The sequence below is a fragment of the Antarctobacter heliothermus genome (assembly GCF_002237555.1).
Lineage (GTDB): Bacteria > Pseudomonadota > Alphaproteobacteria > Rhodobacterales > Rhodobacteraceae > Antarctobacter > Antarctobacter heliothermus_B.
The window spans coordinates 275,374-293,585 of the sequence record NZ_CP022540.1 but is presented as its reverse complement, the minus strand read 5'-3'; the positions used below and the strand labels follow the sequence as shown (position 1 = coordinate 293,585).

Below are 18,212 nucleotides of genomic sequence, written 5' to 3'. Positions count from 1 at the left end.
TGGCGGATGTCAAAAGTTTTGACGGCAGGGAGCGAGGCTAAGGGCATATGGGGCAGATTACCTTGGCTGGCAACCCATTGATCGCGGTTCAGCTGCGCCGGTCGGCGCGCGCCCGCCGGTTGAGCCTGCGGGTCTCGCGGCTGGACGGGCGTGTGACGCTGACGCTGCCCAATGCGGTGCCAGAGGCCGAAGGCGTGGCCTTTCTGCGCGCCAAAGAGGCCTGGCTGCGCGGCCAGCTGGCGGATGTGTCAGGTCCGGTGATGGTGGGGCCGGGCGCGCGGCTGCCGGTCGAGGGCGTGCCGCATGAGATTCGCACTGGACCCGGACGCACCGTACGGCAAGAGGCGGGTGTGCTTTTTGTGCCCGGCCCCGAAGAACAGGCCGCGGCCCGGCTGAAAGGCTGGCTGCGGACGCGGGCGCGCGACCGCCTGTCCGAGGCGTCAGACCGCTATGCGGCGCGTCTGGGGCGGGGCTACAATCGCCTGACGCTGCGCGACACGCGCTCGCGCTGGGGGTCGTGCACCCATGACGGTGGCTTGATGTATTCTTGGCGGCTGATTCTGGGCCATCCACAGGTGCTGGACTATGTCGCGGCGCATGAGGTGGCGCATCTGGCCCATATGAACCACTCGGCCGCGTTCTGGCAGCAGGTCGAGGCGCTGTATGGCGATTGGCGTGCGCCGCGCAAATGGCTGAAGGAACACGGTACGGAACTGCACCGGTATCGGTTCGACTAGGCGGTGCGTGTCATGATCGCCTGCGTAGCAGTTTCGCAAATCTTCTGAACGTCGCCGTATTTGCGGTGCGCCTTCTCGGCAAGCTGGTTGCCTGGCCCCTGCCGCACGACCAGCGCGGGGGCCTGTTGGTTTGGAAAGGCCGCCTCGCCGGTGTCGTCGCGCGGGGCGGATGTATCGGCCGTAGGCGTTGGCCGACCCGCGCGCAGGGCATCCACATGCCGGGTCCGCGCGGCGCGGGCTTCCTGTCGGCGTTGCGCCTCTCGCGCCTGATGGATGCGCTGCTTTTCCGGGTTGTGCCAGCGCAATGAGTCGTAGGCGTCATTGATCCGCGACAGCCGCCGCGTCGCGGTTTCGATGTCGCCGCCAAGGGCATCGGGGTGGTTTGCCTTGACCAGCCGAACCCAGGCTTTGCGGATTGTGGCAAAGTCATCCTCGGGCGTCACTCCGAGAACGGTGTAGGCCTGTTGGGGGGCGATGCGGGTCATGGCGAATCCTCCGGGCAAGAGCTGTGGCGCGCTCCACCCCGATCCTGCCCCCGCAGACCGGAAAAAAGCCGCTCAAACTGTTTATAAATTCGCGGCGAATGATTTTCAGCTTGTTTCTGAACAAAAGGTTAAGGCGTGCGGGGCCGGGTGTGCGTTTGAGCGCCATTGACCGGAGCGTGAAACGTGATCACAAACACATCCATGCAAGGAACCGTCAGATCAGATGTTGCCGTTTCGGCCCACGACCGCGTCTATCGCGGGCTGCGCACGCGGATCATGCATGGCCAGATCGCCCCCGGTCAGGCATTGACCCTGCGCGGTCTGGGCCGCGAATTTGGCGTCTCGATGACGCCCGCGCGTGAGGCGGTGAACCGGCTGGTGGCTGAGGGCGCGTTGCAAATGTCCAGTTCCGGGAGGGTCTCGACCCCCGAACTGTCCAACGAACGGATCGAGGAACTGGCGGCCCTGCGCGCCCTGATCGAGGTGGAACTGGCCTCGCGCGCGCTGCCACGGGCGCATATCGCGTTGATTGAGCGGCTTCAGACGATCAACGCCAGCATCGCCGATGTGGTGTCGAACCGCGACGCGGTCGGCTATATTCGGACCAATCTGGAATTTCACCGCACCCTGTACCTGCGCGCGCAGGCCCCGGCGATGTTGGCCATGGCGGAAACCGTCTGGCTGCAACTGGGGCCGACGATGCGGGCGCTGTACGGGCGGCTGCGCCGGTCAGAGGCGCCGCAGTATCACCGACTGATCATCGCCGCGCTGAATGCCGGGGATGAGCCGGGATTGCGGCTGGCGGTGCGCTCGGACGTCACGCAGGGGCTGCGGATGCTGGCAGGCTAGTATCCACGGGCGGCAGCCGCGCCCGCGTTCCAACCGTTGATCATGGTGGCGGCGCGAGCCCTTACGCCATCGCCGCACCCAGCGCCGTGTCCATCAACCCCTTGATCGCGGCGCGTGATGTTTGCGCGACAACGCGGCCCAGCTCTGCCTCACCCTTCAGCACAACCAGTGTGGACCGACGCGGGATACGCAGCGACTTGACCAGATCGGACTTGCCGTAGGTGTCCCAGTCCACGTCAACAAAGGTGATATTTTGCTCATAGGCCGCGTTTTCATCCTTGAGCGCCTTGATCACCCGGTCCTGCGCAGCGCAGGTCGTACACCAGCTTGCCTTGAAGTCCAGAAACACCGTCTCCCCCTGACCAAGGCGCTGTGTCACCAGCCCGGGAGTGTAGCCCAGCGGGGCGGCAGCGGCGGCAAAAGGCAGGGCAAGCGCGCTGCCTGCGGTAAGCGTCAGAAACGTGCGGCGGTCCATGGGGGTGTCTCCTCTAGAAAGGGTCAAAGGGCGACCGAAAGGTCGATCAGCCAGCCGGGTAGAACGCCAACCAGCCAGCCCTCGATCAGGTGGTGAAAGTTGAAAAACAGCGCAAGGCCGACAGCGACAAAACTTGCGCCAAGGATCGGGCGGGCACGGATCGCCAGCGCGCGCATCCGGGCATTGTGGCGGCCAATTGCGCCACGCGTGCCATAAGCCAGCCCAAGGATCAGCGTCGACACACCCAGTGCAAAGAACACCATGATCAGCGCAGCCCAGCCAAGGTTCTGCCCCTGACTGGCCAAGGATATCGCCCCGCCCAGCGTTGGGCCGATACAGGGGCTCCAGACCGCGCCGAGCAGCATCCCGCCCAGAAGCTGACCGCGCAATCCGCTGCGATCTACATGGTCCATCTGTGCGTCTGCGCGCGCCGCCAGCCCGGCAGTGGCGGTTTCCATCAGGGCCGCGCCCTGCGGCAGTAACAGCGCCAGACCAAACAGCACCATCAGGACCGCGCCCGCCTTGGCCACGGTGTCAACGTCCAGCCCGATCAAATGGCCAAAGGCGGTTATGCCCAAGCCAAGCACGACAAACGACAGGCTCAGCCCGGCGGCCATTGCCAGCGGCCCAAGGCGGCTGGCCTGCAACGCCGTGGCGATGACAATCGGCAGCACCGGCACCACGCAGGGGTTGATCAGCGTCAGGAGGCCCGCGCCATATGCGAATATCAGTTCCATGGACGCGATATTGCCAAAGTTCCGCGCGCTGTCACCCGACAAAGCCCTGACGGGGCATCACGCTCGCGTGGGGGAATATGACAGGTCAGCGCCGCAGCAGACGGGCCAGCGCACCCGGACGGGTGGCAAAGCGGGTAAGGTCGTGGGCTGTGTCGGGCAGACCGCAGCGACGCATCAGGGTGGCAAACATCGCGTTGGGGACATCCCCGGAGATCCAGTCGCCCTGCGCGGCGATGGCCTGTAGCGCTTGCCGGTCAAGCTCTGACAGCATGGACCTCCGGCGGCCGCGGAACATCCCTTCGATGGGGGCACCTGCCGCCAGTGTCGCCAACAGGGCGCGGGTCTGCCCGGTGGTCGCGGCCCCCGCAGCGCGGGCCTGCGGCAGTGCGGCGATGATCGCCTGCGCGGTTTCGGTCCGCTGCGCATCGCCGCCGCGCCAGCGGGCCAGACAGGTCGCGACCCGGTCCGCTGTCCAGCCGGGGCGCGGGAACAGCGCACGGTCCGCCGTGTCTGATTGATTCAGCGCATCACTGTGGCGCAACCCCTCCAGCAGAACGTCGCGCCGGGCCGCTTCCTGCACGGTCATCGACAGCGCCGCCTCGACCCGGATCGGCAGTGGCTGCGCCGGGTCCAGCAAGCGCCGCAGGATCGGATCGGCGGGGTCGACCTCGACAGAGCGCGACAGGCGGCCCAGTGCCGCCAGACCGGCGCACCGCACCGCCGGATTGTCGGACCGCTTGATGGCGGCGGTGATGCGTTGTGTGCTGTCGGTCCCGAGGGACGGAAACTCGCCCAGCAGCATCAGCACCGCGGCCACCTGCGCGGGGTCGTCGCTGTCCAGTAGGGACAAAAGGGAGGGCAAGGCGCGGGCGACGGCGACGTGGCATTCGGCCTCGACACGCGTCGAGGTGCCGGTATGGTCGCGCTCCGCCGCGCTGTGGGCCGCATCAGCGTAGTAGCCGCGCGTGGTCCGGCCTTGCGCCAGCATCCGCGCGCAGGCAGGTGCTGCGATGGCGCGCAACAGGTGCAGCAGGCTGGGGGTGCGCGGCCCGGGCCGCAGTGCCAGTTCCGCCACAAAGGGAATCGCTGCGGCGGAGGCGGTGTAGCAGCCGCCCTGATGGCAGAGCGTTTCGTTCAGCGTGGCAAGGGCGCGCGCGGCCTGCGATGCGCCGCCAAGCGCCAGCGCCCGCAGCGCGGCGGGGACATCCGTGGCCGGGCCGCGGCCATGTGTCAGACCGGCCCAATCCACGCGGTCCAGCCCGTCCAGCATCGGATCAGGCCGCCAGACCCTTGGACCCAAGGTTCAGGAACTTGGTCCGACGAGAGCGGATCAGATCCTCTCGGCTCATGCCGTCCAGATCCAGCAACAGCGCATTGACCGCGGTCCGCACCGCGTCGATCGCGGTTTCGGGGGCACGGTGGGCGCCGCCCAGTGGTTCGGGAATGACGCGGTCGCAGACACCCAACTGGTGCAGATCCTGCGCGGTCAGGCGCAACGCCTCGGCGGCTTCGCGCATCTTGTCGGCGTCTTTCCACAGGATCGAGGCGCAGCCCTCGGGCGAGATGACCGAATAGACCGCATGTTCCAGCATGGCGACGCGGTTGCCGGTGGCAAAGGCCACCGCCCCGCCAGAGCCGCCTTCGCCGATCACAACCGATACCAGCGGCACACCGATTTGCAGGCATTTTTCGGTCGACCGCGCGATGGCCTCGGACTGGCCGCGTTCCTCGGCGCCCTTGCCGGGATAGGCGCCCGGCGTGTCGATCAGCGTCACCACCGGCAGACCGAAACGGTCGGCCATGTCCATCAGACGCAACGCCTTGCGATAGCCCTCTGGCCGGGCCATGCCAAAGTTGCGGGTGATGCGCGAAGTGGTGTCATGGCCCTTTTCGTGACCGATCACCATGACGGGCCGGTCGTCCAGCCGTGCCAGACCGCCCATGATGGCCTCATCCTCGGCAAAGTTGCGGTCCCCGGCGAGCGGCGTGAACTCTGTGAACAGCGCCTCGATGTAATCCTTGCAATGGGGACGTTCGGGATGCCGCGCGACCTGACATTTGCGCCACGGAGTCAGCTTGGCATACAAGTCCTTGAGCAGCGTCTTGGCCTTGCCGTCCAGCGCGGCGGCCTCGGCCTCGACATCCATGTCCTCACTGTTCCGGGCCATGGCGCGCAATTCTTCGGCCTTGCCTTCGATGTCTGCCAGCGGTTTTTCGAAGTCGAGGTAATGGGTCATCGGCGTCTCCTTGCACGGCGCTATATGACCTTGCCGCGTTCCGGATGCAATAAAGCAAGATTTGTCGATCTGTCCCGCGTTATGCAGAGGACAGGCCCGGACGCGCCGTAGGAGTTGAGTATTTGGACCAAGAAGAAGCCAGAGGGGCGCATCCCTATGAGGACCGCCTGCGCCGCGTGATCCAGTACATTTTTGACAACCCCGCTGGTGATCTGTCGTTGGATGCGCTGGCCGATGTGGCGGCGATGTCGCGATTCCACTGGCACCGGGTGCATCACGCCATGACCGGAGAGACCTGCGCCCAAGCGGTGCGCCGCATTCGGGCCCATCGCGCTGCCTGTTGGCTGGTACAGACCGATTGGCCGGTGACGCAGGTGGCCGCGCGGGCGGGGTATGCCAACACTGACAGTTTTGCCCGCGTGTTTCAGCGGCACTACGGCATGACGCCCGCAGCGTTTCGTGCCGCTGGGCGGCCCGATCCGCAATCCCCGATCCTACGACAAGGAGTTCCCCAGATGTATCCTTTTGAAATCCGAGACTGCGCGCCGCAACGGCTGGCGGCATTGCCGCACAAGGGCCCCTATCCAGAAATTGGCCGAGCCTTTCAGCAGGTCGCGGCGGTCTTTACCGCTCAGAACCTGTGGGGTCATGCGCGCGGCATGGTGGGTGTCTACTATGACAGCCCGGCAGACGTGCCCGAACCCGACTTGCGCAGCCACGCCGGTGTGATTTTGGTGGATGGGGTGTCGATGCCGTCTGACCTCGAAGAGGTGCTGTTGCCGGGCGGTCGTCATGCTGTTCTGACGCTCAAGGGGCCTTATTCCGGGCTGCAGGCGGCCTGGGATCACATGTATTGCACCGGCTTGCCGCAAAGCGGCGAGACGCCCGCGGATTCCCCGCCCTTTGAGATTTATCTCAACGACCCAAGCGACACCGCGCCCGCCGATCTGATAACGGAGATCCATGTGCCTCTGGCAGGTGCCTAGCCCAGCAGAACCGGTGCCATGGCGGCCAGTAGCAGCGCTGCCATGGTCCAGTTGAAGACGCGCAGGCGGCGCGGGTCTGCCAGCCAGCGGCGCATCCCTGTGCCCAGAACCGTCCATGCGACGGCGGAGGCGGTGCCGATCACCGCATAGGTGGCCGACACCCATGCGACGGCGGACAGATCGCGGCTGGCGGCATAGAGCGTGATGGCCCCCAGCGCCATGGACCACGCCTTGGGGTTGACCCACTGAAAGGCGGCGGCCTGCACAAAGCTGAGCGGGCGGGCGTTGGCCTGTGCCTCTCCGGGGGCGGCTTGATGGGCGATTTTCCACGCCAACCACAGCAGATAGGCGACAGAGACGAGTTTCAGCAGCGTGTAGGCGGGGGGCCAGACCTCGAACACCTGCATCACGCCCAGACCCACCGGCAGGATCATCAGCGGAAAGCCATAGGCCACCCCGGCCAGATGCGGCAAAGATCGGCGCAGGCCAAAATTGGCCCCCGATGTCATCAGCATCAGGTTGTTTGGCCCGGGTGAGAACACGGTGGCGGCGGCAAAAAGCGCAAGCGCAAGGAGGAGGTCGGCTGTCATGGCGCAATAAATGCACCAATGTGATGGCATGAAATTGCATTGTGCGGCGGAAATGGGCTATCTGTGCAATCCATGCTTGAACTGGACGCCATAGACCGCAAGATATTGCGCGAACTTTCTGCCGATGGGCGGCTCAGTAACCTTGCGCTGGCCGAGCGCGTGGGGTTGTCGCCCTCGGCCTGTCTGCGCCGCACCGCCGCGCTGGAGAAATCCGGGGTCATCAGCGGTTATCGTGCCGTGCTCAGTGCTGACAAGATCGGCATCGGCTTTACCGCCTATATCACTGTCGGTCTGAACCAGCACGCCAAACCGGCACAAGAGGCGTTTGAGCGTGCGATGGAGGCGGCGCCGCAGGTGCGCGAGTGTCACAACATCACCGGCCCGGTGGAATACCTGCTGCGGGTCGAGGTCGCCGACCTGATTGCCTACAAACACTTCCACACGGAAATTCTGGGCGCGCTGCCGCAGGTGCGCACCCTGACGTCTTATGTCGTGATGGGCTCGCCCAAGGATGAGCGGGCATAAGGGGCGCGGCCCGACCCGGACCACGCCAAAGTTGTCGTTACTGACTGGCCTTATTGACCGGCGATCATCTCGGACTGGCGCACGATCACCTCGGCCTGTTTGATGCTGGCGATGTCCACAAGCCGGCCCTTGTAGACGGTTGCGCCTTCGCCCTTGGCCTTGGCCTCTTCCATGGCGGCGAGGATCTCGCGCGCCTCGTTCACCGCCGCCTCGGAGGGGGTGAAGACCTCATTCGCCAGCGCCACCTGTTTCGGGTGGATCGCCCATTTGCCGACCATGCCCAGCGTGGCAGACCGCAGCGCCTGCGCGCGAAATCCTTCGTCATCGCTGAAATCACCAAACGGCCCGTCGACCGGCAGCACGCCATGGGTGCGGCAGGCGGCGACAATGGCGGCCTGCGCCCAGTGCCACGGGTCGGACCAATGCTTGGCGCCCTCGCGGACCATGTAATAGTTTTCCTGCGTGCCGCCGATGCCGGTGGTCGCCATCCCCATCGAGGCGGCGAAATCGGCGGCGCCAAGGCTCATTGCCTCCAGCCGGGGCGAGGCGGCGGCGATTTCCTCGACGTGGGCGATTCCGGCGGCGCTTTCGATGATGACCTCGAATTTCACCGCCTTCTCGCGGCCCTTGGCGCGTTCAATGGCGGTGACCAGCGCGTCCACCGCATAGAGATCCCCGGCGCAACCCACCTTGGGGATCATGATCCGGTCCAGCCGCTCGCTGCCCTGTTCCAGCAGGTCGACCACGTCGCGATACCAATAGGGTGTATCCAGCCCGTTGATCCGCACCGACAGGGTCTTTTTGCCCCAGTCGATGTCCGACAGCGCCTTGATGACATTGGCGCGCGCACTGTCCTTGTCCGAAGGGGCGACTGAATCCTCAAGGTCAAGGTTGATGACATCCGCCGCACTGGCCGCCATCTTTTCAAAGATGGCCGGGCGCGATCCGGGGCCGAACAACTGGCAGCGATTGGGACAGGCGGGGGCAGGGGGCTGGATGCGGAACGACATTTCGGGGCCTTTCGGTCAGAAAGTTGCGTGTATCTTGTCGTGAGGGTTATAAAACTGCGCCGCCGCCCGCAAGGTCTTTTTGCAGGTGCAGAAAAGTGCACTGTCAGCACCTATGGCAGACGGAGGGTCCGGCACTTCCGACACGATGCGGTGCGCGCTGCCAAAGCGGGGCACAGGGCCGTTCAATGCGCCGTTGCCTCAAAGCGCAACGCATTGCCAGATCGGCTGTAGCGCAGGCACGGTATGGTGTCGGACATGCCGAAAAACGCTCTCGGTAAAGGTATAAGGTTGGCTTGCACTGTTGCTGACAATCCGGTCGACCATGGCCCGAAAGCCATCGCTTTCCGCGGATCTAATCGGACTCCGAACGGTCAGGATATACTCCGGATCGCCATCGCCCCCGACAAGGAAATGTGCTGCGGACGCGGGTCCGGCCAGAGAGAAGAAAAGTCCGGCGGCAGTCAGAAAAGCGGCCTCACAGCGGGAGACAAGGTGAAACGCAAAATCCAACCTTTTGATGTTGCGAACACAATTGGTCCGGGACGCCAAGAGCGAATGACCCGTTGCACAATCGGACGACACCCATGGCCGGGTTGCACGATTCTTCGGCATCTAGCCGAAAGATAGCAAGTTTCTTCGAAGATTCGGCGACAGCGGTGAAGAAACGCAATGTAGTTTCGCAAGAGTTGAGGCAGAGTCGCGCAAATTCTGACGCTGGAGACGACCATGATCGAAACACCCTATCTGTTGTTCCTGGGCGATGCGCCCGATTCGCTCGCGGCCAAGGTGGCCCAGGGCATCCGCGACTGGCGCCCGGAAAACTGCGTGGGGCAGTTCCGCATGGACGGATGCAAGGCGGATCTCGGCCTGCCTGACATGACATTGGAAGAGGCAAAGGCCGCTGGGGCCAAGACGCTGGTGATCGGCGTGGCCAACCGGGGCGGCAAGATCAGCAAAGCCTGGAAAAAGGTGCTGGTGTCGGCGCTGGAAGAGGGGCTGGATCTGGCCTCTGGCCTGCACAACCTGCTGCGCGCCGAGGCGGATCTGGCAGCTGTGGCCGAGGCAACGGGCCGCGCCCTGCACGACGTGCGTGTGCCGGAGGTCGAGTATCCGATCGCCGACGGTGTCAAGCGGACCGGCAAGCGCGTGCTGGCGGTGGGTACCGATTGTTCGGTCGGTAAGATGTATACGACGCTGGCGCTGGACAAGGCGATGCGCGCGCGCGGCATGAAAAGTACCTTTCGGGCGACGGGCCAGACCGGCATCCTGATCACCGGCGACGGCGTGCCGCTGGATGCCGTGGTGGCGGATTTCATGGCCGGGTCGATCGAATATCTGACACCAGACAATGATGCCGACCATTGGGACGTGATCGAAGGGCAGGGCAGCCTGTTCCACGTCAGTTTCTCCGGCGTGACCCTGGCGCTGATCCACGGCGGTCAACCCGACGCGCTGATCCTGTGCCATGAGCCGACGCGCACCCATATGCGCGGCTTGCCGGGCTATGCCCTGCCTTCGTTGGAAGAGGTGCGTGATCTGTCGCTGGCGCTGGCCAAGGTGGCGAACCCGGACTGTCAGGTTGTGGGCGTGTCGATCAACACCCAGCACATGGGCGAGGCCGAGGCGGTCAGCTATTGCGCCGAGGTCGAGGCGCGTCTGGGTCTGCCGACGGTCGATCCGTTCCGCCACGGCGCAGAGCGTCTGGCAGAGGCGCTGCAAAACGTCTGATGGAGGGCGGTCCGGCCTTTGGCCGGACGCTGTTTCGCGCTTGCGCGCGAAAGACGCCCCACCCACCATCCCTTGGGGCGCTGCGCGGTTTGCGGTGTCGCCTGGGGTGGGGGTGTGTTTGAGTATTTTTACCAAGAAGAAGCAGGAGCGGCAGAGATGACCATCAGCGTATCGCGAGACGTGTTCAAGCTGGCCGAGGCCTTTACCATCTCGCGCGGCAGCCGGACTGAGGCGCATGTGCTGACGGTGCGGGTGACGCGGGACGGGGTGAGTGGCTGGGGCGAATGTGTGCCTTATGCCCGCTATGGCGAGACGCTGGACAGTGTGGCGGCAGAGATTGCGGGGTTGCCTGCGCGGATCTCTCGTGCCGATCTGCAAGAGGCGCTGCCCGCCGGGGCGGCGCGCAACGCGGTCGATTGCGCCTTGTGGGATCTGGAGGCGAAGGCCGCAGGTGTTCGGGTCTGGGATCTGGCCGGGTTGCCTGCGCCGGGGCCGGAGTTGACCGCCTATACACTGTCGCTGGACACGCCCGACAATATGGAGGCGGCGGCGCGGCGCCACGCCGCCCGCCCCCTTTTGAAGATCAAGCTGGGCACGCCTGACGACATGCCCCGGCTGGAATCAGTGCGGCGCGGCGCGCCTCAGGCCCGCATCATCGTTGACGCCAATGAGGGGTGGAGCGCGTCTGTCTACGCCGATCTGGCCCCGCATCTGGTGCGGCTTGGGGTGGCATTGGTCGAACAGCCCTTGCCTGCGGGTGAGGACGCCGCGTTGATCGGGATGGACCGCCCGGTGCCGGTTTGCGCCGACGAAAGCTGTCATGACCGGGCGTCCCTGCCCGCGATGAAGGGCAAATACGATATCGTCAACATCAAGCTTGATAAGACCGGCGGGCTGACAGAGGCGCTGGCCCTGCGCAAGGCCGCACTGGCCGAGGGCTACGGTGTGATGGTCGGCTGCATGGTGGGCTCTAGCCTCGCGATGGCGCCCGCGGTCCTGCTGGCGCAGGGCGCTGCTGTGACCGATCTGGACGGCCCGCTGTTGCTGTCTGAGGACCGCGACACACCCCTGCGCTATGACGCGGAGGGCGTGCACCCGCCCGAGGTCGCGCTGTGGGGCTGACAGCCGCCGTGCCCCCGCCGCGCCTAAGACTTGCGGCGCGTCCGGCGCCTGCCTACAACACCGACAACATTTTGCCCGAGGACCACGCCCATGACCCGCACCGTTTACCTCAACGGAGACTACCTGCCCGAGCACGAGGCCAAAGTCTCGATCTTTGACCGCGCCTTTCTGATGGGTGACGGCGTTTATGAGGTCACCTCCGTCCTTGACGGCAAGCTGATCGATTTCAAAGGCCATGCCACCCGGCTGCAACGCTCGCTGGACGAGCTGGACATGCGCGCGCCGGTGACAATGGACGCACTGCTGGAGATTCACCGCGAACTGGTCGCACGCAATGAGATCACCGAAGGGCTGGTCTATCTTCAGATCACGCGCGGCGCGCCCGACGACCGCGATTTCGTCTTTCCCGACCCGGACACGACCCCCGCGACCATCGTGCTGTTCACCCAGAATAAGCCCGGCCTTGCCAACAGCCCCGCCGCGAAAAAGGGCATCAAGGTCATCTCGATCGCGGATGAGCGTTGGGGCCGTCGCGACATCAAGACGGTGCAACTGCTGTACCCGTCGATGGGCAAGATGATGGCCAAGAAGGCCGGTGTCGACGACGCATGGCTGGTCGAGGACGGCTTTGTCACCGAAGGCACCAGCAACAACGCCTATTTCATCAAGGGCAACCGGATCGTCACCCGCGCCCTGTCCAACGACATCCTGCACGGCATCACCCGCGCCGCCGTGCTGCGCTTTGCCAAAGAGGCCCAGATGGAGGTCGAAGAGCGCAACTTTACCATCGAAGAGGCGCAAGGCGCGGATGAGGCATTCATCACCTCTGCCTCGACCTTTGTGATGCCGGTGGTTGAGATCGACGGCGTTGCGCTGGGCGCCGGCACGCCGGGGCCGCGCGCCCTGCGCCTGCGCGAAATCTATCTGGACGAAAGCCGCAAGGCCGCGATCTGAGCCAATGACCGCCAAGGCGCTCGTCGAGGCGATTGCCGCGCTGGTGATCTTTCTGACACTGGCGGGGCTTGGCCTGTTTCAGGTGCCTCGCGAAGACGCAACGATAGAGGCGGGCCTGCAGGCGCAGGCCACGGCCTTGCTGGCGGACCTGCCCAATCCGCCGACCCTGACCGTCAAGGGCCGCGAGATCACCGTTGCGGGCCGCGTCCAAAGCCACGCGGTCCGGCGCCAGATCGAAAGCGATTTGCGCGCCATCGACGGGGTCAAAGAGGTGAACGCGCGCCTTCAGGTGCTGCCAGAGGTCGAAGAATTCGCCTTTTCGATGCGCAAGGGGACCGACGGCGTGGTACTGGCGGGTCATGTACGCCGTGCCGATACCATCGCATTTTTGACCGAACTGGCCGGCGGGCCGATCCCTGAGGTCACTCTGGCCAGCGGAGGGGCCTTTGACGTCTGGGACGGGGCTGTGCTGACACTGGCACAGGCGGTTGCCCAATTGGATGAGGCCGACATCGTGCTGAAGGGCGACGCGGTGCAAATCCGCGGCGTGGCGTTGTGGCCTGCGGATCTGGCCGCAATCAGACGCAAACTTGCAGAACTGCCCCCGGACATCGCCGTAACATCGGATCTGATTGCGCGCGATGACGGTCGGCCCTTTTTCCTGATCGCGGAAAAGCAACCGGGCCTTGGGGTTAGCCTGCGTGGCAAGCTGCCGCTCGCCCTATCGGCCCGTGACCTGTCAGAGGTGTTCACGCGGGGCGTCCAAGCCGAAACCCTGTCGGTCGGTCCGGTCGATCCGGGGTATCCCGCGCTTGCCGCAAGTATGTTGGCCGCCGCGCGTGTTCTGGATGTTGCGGATGAGGGGATCGTCACCGTCACCCCCGGCACTCTGATCCTGTCGGCCTTGCGCGGCGGCGACGACGTGGATCAGGCGCTGGACGCCCTGCGGGCCGATCTGCCAAGCGAAACGCTGCTTGCGGTGTCGCGGCTTCCTCTGACCGATCCGGAACCTTTTTGGCTGGCGCTTGAACGGCGTGCTGGCAAGGTCACGGCCCAAGGCGTTGTGCCGGTCGATCTGGCGCAACAGACCCTCGATGCGGCGTTTGAGGGGGCGGATGTCTCGGGGCTGCGACACGCGCTTTACCCGGATATCACGGGCTGGTCGGACGGATTGGACGCTGTCAGCACCGTCTTTGACGAGATCGTCGAAGGGCGGCTGCTGTTCGAAGAGGGGGCCGTCACATTGGACGCGCTGTTGCCCGATCCGGTCAGTGCCGGTCGGGTCGATGCTCTTTTGACGGCGCTCCCTCAGGGGCAGGACTATCGGCGCACGGTCGAATTGGTCGATGACGGGCTGATTCTGGACGCGACCCTTACCTACACGCCGCAAACTGGCGCACGGATTGAGGGCACCTTGCCGGGAAATCTGACGGCGCAGGACGTGCCGACACTGTTGGGCCTGCCCGCCGTCGCGGGCAGTGCGGGCAGCGATAAGGATATGCCGTTGCCACGCGCAAAGACGGTTCTGCTGGCCCTCGAACGCTGGTTGGGAGAGGTCGAGGATCTGACCATGACCCTCCGGCCAGAGGGAATAACGCTGGACGCCGTGCTGTCACCCGGCGTCGACATGGCCCAGATCGACGCGGCGATTCGCGCTATTCTCGACCCGCAGGACTCGCTGCGCTTGCGCCGGATGGCTGTCTTTCCAGAGGCCGGGACAGAGCGGACAAATGCGGCACTGGGTTTGGCGCAAGTCTTTGCTGCTGGCCACTGGCTGCCAAAGCTGGATTTCACGCCCTCGATCGCGGAATGCGCGCGGCAAAGCCTGTTGGCCGAACGCGCCGATCCGATCCACTTTCTGTCCGGCTCCGCGCGGTTGGACGCCAGATCGGTGCGCGGCGTCAATGCGCTGGCCGCTGTGGCACGCGTGTGTGTTCTGGACGGCGGGCTAGAGGTGCAGGTTGAGGGCCATACCGACTCCGACGGAGAGGTCGCAGCGAACCGGGCAATCAGCCGCCAACGGGCCGTTGTGGTGGCCGTTGAGATCGCCAAACGCGGGGTGCGCCCGGGCGCAATGAACGTGGTTGGCTTTGGGTCGGCGCGGCCCGTGGCCGACAATGACAGTGACGCAGGGCGGGCGCGCAACCGACATGTATCGTTGTTCTGGCGTGCGCCGGGGCAGGCGGTGCAGTAGGCGTAAACCTTAATTCCAGGTAAATTCGTCTCTGCAAGCCATTGATTTTGTTGGGGCGTTAACCTTGTCCACTGTGGCGCCCCTCTTGCTGGCCTTCCATCCACGCGGCCGCATGACGCCCCGCCCATAGCCCCGTGGCAAGGCAGGCCGTCATCAGATACCCCCCCGTCGGGGCCTCCCAATCCAGCATCTCACCAGCACAAAAACAGCCCGGCTTGTCCCTCAACATCAGCCCCGCATCCAGCACCGCAAAGGGCACCCCGCCCGCGGTCGAGATCGCCTCATCCATCGGCCGCAGCCCGGCATGGCGGAGGGGTAAATCCTTGATCGTCGCGGCCAGAACGGCAGGCTCCTCGGGCAAGGGGCGGGCAAATTCCATCAGCAAAGCCTGCGCCGCCGGCGGCAGTCGCAGCACCTTGCGGATCGCATTGGCCCGGCTCTGCTTGCCTCTGGGTCGTGACAGGCGCTCCACCAGCACATCCATCGAAACATCCGGCAGCAGATCGACCGTCAGATCATGGCCCGCCCGCAGCGCCGGGGTCAGCGGATAGATCCCGCCCCCCTCCAGCCCCCGCGCGGAAATCACCGCCTCGCCCCGGTTCTCCAATGGCCCGGCGCGAAAGGTCACATTCTTCAGCGGCGCGCCGAAATGTTTGGCCATATGCGGCGACCAATCGACAAGAATCCCGGCATTCGACGCGGCAAACGGCGCCACCGGCAGGCCCACGGCCCGGAAATGATCCGCCCAGACTCCGTCCGACCCCAGCCGCGCCCAACTGGCCCCGCCAAGCGCCAGAACCGTGACCGCCGGGTGCTGAACGACTGGCCCCTCCGGCGTGTCAAAGCGCAGACCGCCATCCTCGGCCCAGCCCAGCCACTGCCACCGCGTGCGCCGGTCCAGCCCCATGCCGTCCAATCGCGCCAGCCAAGCGCGCAACAGCGGGGAGGCTTTCATCGCGGTCGGAAACAGCCGCCCGCTGGAGCCGGTAAAGGTGGACTGGCCCAATCCCTCCGCCCATGTCCGCACCTCTTCGGGTCCAAACGCGTCGAGCATTTTGGCCAGTTCTGGTGCGGCATCGGCATAGGCGGCGCGAAAATCGGCGCGATCCTCCATCTTGGTCAGGTTTAACCCTGACTTTCCGGCCATCAACAACTTGCGCCCAACTGAGGGTTTCGCCTCTGCCAGCACCACGGGAACCCCCGCCGACAGCAGCGCATCCGCCGCCATCAACCCCGCTGGCCCGCCACCAATCACCAGCGCATGGCTCATGGCGCGGCTGGCCCGGACGCCTGATGCAATTCGACGACGCGATGGGGATAGGGGATCTCTATTCCGTTGTCCTTGAGCGCGTTCCAGATCAGGAACAGCACGTCGGATGTGTATTTGTTCGGGCCGTCGTCGATTCCGTTGACCCAGAACTCCACTGCGAAATCCACGCCAGAGTCGCCAAAGCCGCGCAACTCACAATCGGGCGGATAGGGCAGGTCCAGCACGCCGGGATGCTGCGCCACAGCCGCCTCGACGATGGCGGGCACCAGATTGATGTCGGTTTTGTAGCTGACCGAGAAATCCGCCTCATACCGGTTGGCGCTGCCTTGATCGGAATAGTTGATGATCCGGGTAGTGATGAAATCCTCATTCGGGACAACGATCCAGCGGCCATCGTACGTTTCAAGGATCATCGCCCGCGCGGTGGTTTTGACGATGGTTCCGGTCTGACCGTTGTCCAGTTCGACGTAGTCGCCCACGGTGGCCTGACCCTCCAGCAGCAGGATGATGCCGGAAATATAGTTCGAGGCGATCTTTTGCAGGCCGAAACCAAGGCCGACACCGATAGCACCACCCATCACCGCCAGCGAGGTCAGCGGGATACCGACGATGTTCATCAGCAGCATGAAGGCAAGGCCAAAGATCGCGAACTCGGCTGCTTTGGCGGCAATCTGGCGGGTGGCCGGGCGCATTTCCTCCTGCTTGTGGATATAGGCGCCGGTCTGGTCGTTGGACCAACGGCCCAGCCAGAACAGGATCGACCCGGCGATCAGGCCCCGGATCACCGCCATGGCGGTGAATTCGATATTGCCAAGGCTCACGGTCAGTTCGTTCAGGCGATCTGTGGCGGCGTCCAGCAGGCCCAGTGTGTACAGCGCCATGACGGGCAACAGGATCAGGCGGCCCAGCACCTTGAGAAAGCCGTCCTTGATGATCTCGCGCACCAGAACGCGGGCGGCCAACAACAAGAAGAACCGCTTGCCAAATGCGATTACGGCGCCCGACCCAAAGATTGCGCGGGTCAGGCCCTCACCGACGCCGGTGAAGGCAAAGGCCAGCAACGGCAACAGCAGGGGTACGAAGATCAGCAGAAAACGCCGGATCGTGGCCAAGGCAGATGTCCGCCCGGCCTCTGGTGTCAGGACGCGTTCCAGCCAAGGGCGCAGCTTACGCGTCGAGAGCCATGCGATCACGAAGGCCGCCACCAGCAGACCAAATTGCGACCACGCGGCGGGCGACATCAGCCATTCGCGGGCAATCTCCCACCCGTGCAGCGCATAGTCGGCGGCCTGTTGCACGAACTCGGGCTGGTCGGCGAGGTCGAAATTCATTCTGTTTGATCCTTGGCGTCGTCGTTCCATCCTCTTGCCCAAAGCGCGCCGTGGGGACAAGGGGAGCGAAGTGGTCGAGGGTGAGGACCCGGTCTGTCCGGTGTGTTTGCGCCCGATTCCGCCGGGTGCACGACAAAGTCTGCATCACCTTGTCCGCAAGCTGAAAGGTGGCAAGGGCGGTGCGGTGGTTCAGTTGCACCAGATCTGCCACAGCGAGATCCACGCGCGGTTCACCGAAAGCCAACTGGCGCGCGACCTGAACACCGTGCGCAAACCGCGCACGCATCGCGAATTGTCAGGGTTCCTGACATGGATGGCTAGACGACCACCGGGTTTCACAGCCGCAGCGCGCGCGGGCGGTAGGCGCAAGTGGTAAGGTCGGGGCCCTGCGGAAATGCGGCATTGGGGTCGCTTGCCGTGCTGCGGCGGCCCTCCTAGGGTCACCCTGCCACACAGGAGTTCGCCCATGCATGGTTTTCCGATCCGCGTTTTCTACGAAGACACCGACATGGCGGGAATCGTCTACCACGCCAACTATCTGAAATTCATCGAACGGGCGCGATCCGACTGGGTCAAGGAGCAAGGGCTGGATCAGAATGCCATGCGCGAACAGGACGGTATTGTCTTTGTCGTGCGGCGGATCGAGGCCGACTACCTGATGACCGCGAAATACGACGACGCGCTGGAGGTGCGGACCACCGTGCGCAGCATGACCGGCGTGCGTTTGATCATGGGTCAGGAAGTGGTGCGCGGTGAGGAGGTGGTCTTTCGCGCCGAGGTGACGGCGGTCTGCGTGACCCGCGATGGCCATCCCGCGCGTCTGCCTGCCAAACTGCGGCAGCGGGTCCACTAGCCGATTTGCGCCGACGCCCGGCTGCGGCCTCCTGCGGAATGCCGCCTATTCAGTAGCGTTCCCCCTGCAAATCGGGTAAAGAACACGGTAATCAGAGCCCCGGTCACAGGGGCCGACAGGAAATGAGCA

At 64.7% G+C, this 18,212-nt stretch carries 19 protein-coding genes; 10 read left to right on the top strand and 9 right to left on the bottom strand.

Going from position 1 to position 18,212, the window contains the following annotated elements:
* Positions 1-47 precede the first annotated feature (47 nt).
* Positions 48-737, top strand: a complete 690-nt coding sequence (locus ANTHELSMS3_RS01465; protein ID WP_094033328.1) for a M48 family metallopeptidase — start codon at positions 48-50, stop codon at positions 735-737.
* On the opposite strand, the gene ANTHELSMS3_RS01460 is transcribed toward ANTHELSMS3_RS01465, so the two are convergent.
* Positions 734-1,222: a J domain-containing protein gene (locus tag ANTHELSMS3_RS01460; RefSeq protein ID WP_094033327.1), complete on the bottom strand. Its 489-nt coding sequence runs from the start codon at positions 1,220-1,222 to the stop codon at positions 734-736. The genes ANTHELSMS3_RS01465 and ANTHELSMS3_RS01460 overlap by 4 nt on opposite strands.
* Before the next feature lie 201 nt (positions 1,223-1,423).
* Between ANTHELSMS3_RS01460 and ANTHELSMS3_RS01455 the strand changes: the two genes are divergently transcribed.
* The gene (locus ANTHELSMS3_RS01455) at positions 1,424-2,071 is read left to right on the top strand and encodes a GntR family transcriptional regulator (RefSeq protein ID WP_094033326.1); all 648 of its coding nucleotides are present in this window, start codon (positions 1,424-1,426) and stop codon (positions 2,069-2,071) included.
* Positions 2,072-2,132: 61 nt separating this feature from the next.
* Here ANTHELSMS3_RS01455 and ANTHELSMS3_RS01450 read toward each other — a convergent pair whose 3' ends face one another.
* The 4 genes from ANTHELSMS3_RS01450 to ANTHELSMS3_RS01435 all read right to left on the bottom strand — a co-directional run bounded on the left by ANTHELSMS3_RS01450 (position 2,133) and on the right by ANTHELSMS3_RS01435 (position 5,520).
* On the bottom strand, positions 2,133-2,546 hold the full coding sequence (locus ANTHELSMS3_RS01450) for a thioredoxin family protein (protein WP_094033325.1): 414 nt from the start codon (positions 2,544-2,546) through the stop codon (positions 2,133-2,135).
* A gap of 23 nt (positions 2,547-2,569) precedes the next feature.
* Positions 2,570-3,283 carry a cytochrome c biogenesis CcdA family protein gene (locus tag ANTHELSMS3_RS01445; protein WP_094036853.1) on the bottom strand — a complete coding sequence of 238 codons (714 nt, stop codon included), beginning with the start codon at positions 3,281-3,283 and terminating at the stop codon, positions 2,570-2,572.
* 85 nt (positions 3,284-3,368) lie between these two features.
* Complete coding sequence (locus tag ANTHELSMS3_RS01440; RefSeq protein WP_094033324.1) at positions 3,369-4,553, bottom strand: hypothetical protein; 1,185 nt, start codon at positions 4,551-4,553, stop codon at positions 3,369-3,371.
* Between the two features lie 4 nt (positions 4,554-4,557).
* Complete coding sequence (locus ANTHELSMS3_RS01435; RefSeq protein WP_094033323.1) at positions 4,558-5,520, bottom strand: acetyl-CoA carboxylase carboxyltransferase subunit alpha; 963 nt, start codon at positions 5,518-5,520, stop codon at positions 4,558-4,560.
* A gap of 122 nt (positions 5,521-5,642) precedes the next feature.
* Here ANTHELSMS3_RS01435 and ANTHELSMS3_RS01430 point away from each other — a divergent pair, with 122 nt between their 5' ends.
* Entirely contained in the window at positions 5,643-6,506 is an 864-nt protein-coding gene (locus tag ANTHELSMS3_RS01430; protein WP_094033322.1) for an AraC family transcriptional regulator, read from the top strand.
* Here ANTHELSMS3_RS01430 and ANTHELSMS3_RS01425 read toward each other — a convergent pair.
* Entirely contained in the window at positions 6,503-7,096 is a 594-nt protein-coding gene (locus tag ANTHELSMS3_RS01425) for a LysE family translocator (protein ID WP_198319863.1), read from the bottom strand. The genes ANTHELSMS3_RS01430 and ANTHELSMS3_RS01425 overlap by 4 nt on opposite strands.
* Before the next feature lie 72 nt (positions 7,097-7,168).
* Between ANTHELSMS3_RS01425 and ANTHELSMS3_RS01420 the strand changes: the two genes are divergently transcribed.
* Positions 7,169-7,621 carry an Lrp/AsnC family transcriptional regulator gene (locus ANTHELSMS3_RS01420; RefSeq protein WP_094033320.1) on the top strand — a complete coding sequence of 151 codons (453 nt, stop codon included), beginning with the start codon at positions 7,169-7,171 and terminating at the stop codon, positions 7,619-7,621.
* Between the two features lie 50 nt (positions 7,622-7,671).
* Here the strand turns inward: ANTHELSMS3_RS01420 and ANTHELSMS3_RS01415 are convergent, their stop codons facing one another.
* Positions 7,672-8,631 (bottom strand): L-malyl-CoA/beta-methylmalyl-CoA lyase, encoded by a 960-nt coding sequence (locus ANTHELSMS3_RS01415; RefSeq protein WP_094033319.1) that lies wholly within the window; start codon positions 8,629-8,631, stop codon positions 7,672-7,674.
* Between the two features lie 726 nt (positions 8,632-9,357).
* On the opposite strand from ANTHELSMS3_RS01415, the gene dgcN reads away from it, so the two are divergent.
* The 4 genes from dgcN (at position 9,358) to ANTHELSMS3_RS01390 (ending at position 14,629) form a co-directional block, all read left to right on the top strand.
* Complete coding sequence (gene dgcN, locus ANTHELSMS3_RS01405; protein WP_094033317.1) at positions 9,358-10,359, top strand: N-acetyltransferase DgcN; 1,002 nt, start codon at positions 9,358-9,360, stop codon at positions 10,357-10,359.
* Positions 10,360-10,515: 156 nt separating this feature from the next.
* The gene (gene dgcA, locus ANTHELSMS3_RS01400) at positions 10,516-11,481 is read left to right on the top strand and encodes an N-acetyl-D-Glu racemase DgcA (protein WP_094033316.1); all 966 of its coding nucleotides are present in this window, start codon (positions 10,516-10,518) and stop codon (positions 11,479-11,481) included.
* A gap of 90 nt (positions 11,482-11,571) precedes the next feature.
* Entirely contained in the window at positions 11,572-12,435 is an 864-nt protein-coding gene (locus tag ANTHELSMS3_RS01395; RefSeq protein WP_094033315.1) for a D-amino-acid transaminase, read from the top strand.
* A gap of 4 nt (positions 12,436-12,439) precedes the next feature.
* The gene (locus ANTHELSMS3_RS01390) at positions 12,440-14,629 is read left to right on the top strand and encodes an OmpA family protein (protein ID WP_094033314.1); all 2,190 of its coding nucleotides are present in this window, start codon (positions 12,440-12,442) and stop codon (positions 14,627-14,629) included.
* Positions 14,630-14,687: 58 nt separating this feature from the next.
* On the opposite strand, the gene ANTHELSMS3_RS01385 is transcribed toward ANTHELSMS3_RS01390, so the two are convergent.
* Together ANTHELSMS3_RS01385 and ANTHELSMS3_RS01380 are read right to left on the bottom strand one after the other, a co-directional pair.
* Complete coding sequence (locus ANTHELSMS3_RS01385) at positions 14,688-15,899, bottom strand: TIGR03862 family flavoprotein (RefSeq protein WP_094033313.1); 1,212 nt, start codon at positions 15,897-15,899, stop codon at positions 14,688-14,690.
* Positions 15,896-17,230 (bottom strand): mechanosensitive ion channel family protein, encoded by a 1,335-nt coding sequence (locus tag ANTHELSMS3_RS01380; RefSeq protein WP_094033312.1) that lies wholly within the window; start codon positions 17,228-17,230, stop codon positions 15,896-15,898. Before ANTHELSMS3_RS01380 ends, ANTHELSMS3_RS01385 begins: the two co-directional genes overlap by 4 nt.
* 70 nt (positions 17,231-17,300) lie before the next feature.
* Between ANTHELSMS3_RS01380 and ANTHELSMS3_RS01375 the strand changes: the two genes are divergently transcribed.
* On the top strand, positions 17,301-17,606 hold the full coding sequence (locus ANTHELSMS3_RS01375; RefSeq protein WP_094036852.1) for an HNH endonuclease: 306 nt from the start codon (positions 17,301-17,303) through the stop codon (positions 17,604-17,606).
* Positions 17,607-17,696: 90 nt separating this feature from the next.
* Positions 17,697-18,083 (top strand): tol-pal system-associated acyl-CoA thioesterase, encoded by a 387-nt coding sequence (gene ybgC / locus ANTHELSMS3_RS01370; protein ID WP_094033311.1) that lies wholly within the window; start codon positions 17,697-17,699, stop codon positions 18,081-18,083.
* Positions 18,084-18,212 lie beyond the last annotated feature (129 nt).

Excerpts from the sequence above, each read along its gene's own strand:
- ANTHELSMS3_RS01465 (WP_094033328.1), top strand. The coding sequence starts at position 48 with ATGGGGCAGATTACCTTGGCTGGCAACCCATTGATCGCGGTTCAGCTG.
- ANTHELSMS3_RS01460 (WP_094033327.1), bottom strand. The coding sequence starts at position 1,222 with ATGACCCGCATCGCCCCCCAACAGGCCTACACCGTTCTCGGAGTGACG.
- ANTHELSMS3_RS01455 (WP_094033326.1), top strand. The coding sequence starts at position 1,424 with ATGCAAGGAACCGTCAGATCAGATGTTGCCGTTTCGGCCCACGACCGC.
- ANTHELSMS3_RS01450 (WP_094033325.1), bottom strand. The coding sequence starts at position 2,546 with ATGGACCGCCGCACGTTTCTGACGCTTACCGCAGGCAGCGCGCTTGCC.
- ANTHELSMS3_RS01445 (WP_094036853.1), bottom strand. The coding sequence starts at position 3,283 with ATGGAACTGATATTCGCATATGGCGCGGGCCTCCTGACGCTGATCAAC.
- ANTHELSMS3_RS01440 (WP_094033324.1), bottom strand. The coding sequence starts at position 4,553 with ATGCTGGACGGGCTGGACCGCGTGGATTGGGCCGGTCTGACACATGGC.
- ANTHELSMS3_RS01435 (WP_094033323.1), bottom strand. The coding sequence starts at position 5,520 with ATGACCCATTACCTCGACTTCGAAAAACCGCTGGCAGACATCGAAGGC.
- ANTHELSMS3_RS01425 (WP_198319863.1), bottom strand. The coding sequence starts at position 7,096 with ATGACAGCCGACCTCCTCCTTGCGCTTGCGCTTTTTGCCGCCGCCACC.
- ANTHELSMS3_RS01420 (WP_094033320.1), top strand. The coding sequence starts at position 7,169 with ATGCTTGAACTGGACGCCATAGACCGCAAGATATTGCGCGAACTTTCT.
- ANTHELSMS3_RS01415 (WP_094033319.1), bottom strand. The coding sequence starts at position 8,631 with ATGTCGTTCCGCATCCAGCCCCCTGCCCCCGCCTGTCCCAATCGCTGC.
- dgcN (WP_094033317.1), top strand. The coding sequence starts at position 9,358 with ATGATCGAAACACCCTATCTGTTGTTCCTGGGCGATGCGCCCGATTCG.
- dgcA (WP_094033316.1), top strand. The coding sequence starts at position 10,516 with ATGACCATCAGCGTATCGCGAGACGTGTTCAAGCTGGCCGAGGCCTTT.
- ANTHELSMS3_RS01395 (WP_094033315.1), top strand. The coding sequence starts at position 11,572 with ATGACCCGCACCGTTTACCTCAACGGAGACTACCTGCCCGAGCACGAG.
- ANTHELSMS3_RS01390 (WP_094033314.1), top strand. The coding sequence starts at position 12,440 with ATGACCGCCAAGGCGCTCGTCGAGGCGATTGCCGCGCTGGTGATCTTT.
- ANTHELSMS3_RS01385 (WP_094033313.1), bottom strand. The coding sequence starts at position 15,899 with ATGAGCCATGCGCTGGTGATTGGTGGCGGGCCAGCGGGGTTGATGGCG.
- ANTHELSMS3_RS01380 (WP_094033312.1), bottom strand. The coding sequence starts at position 17,230 with ATGAATTTCGACCTCGCCGACCAGCCCGAGTTCGTGCAACAGGCCGCC.
- ybgC (WP_094033311.1), top strand. The coding sequence starts at position 17,697 with ATGCATGGTTTTCCGATCCGCGTTTTCTACGAAGACACCGACATGGCG.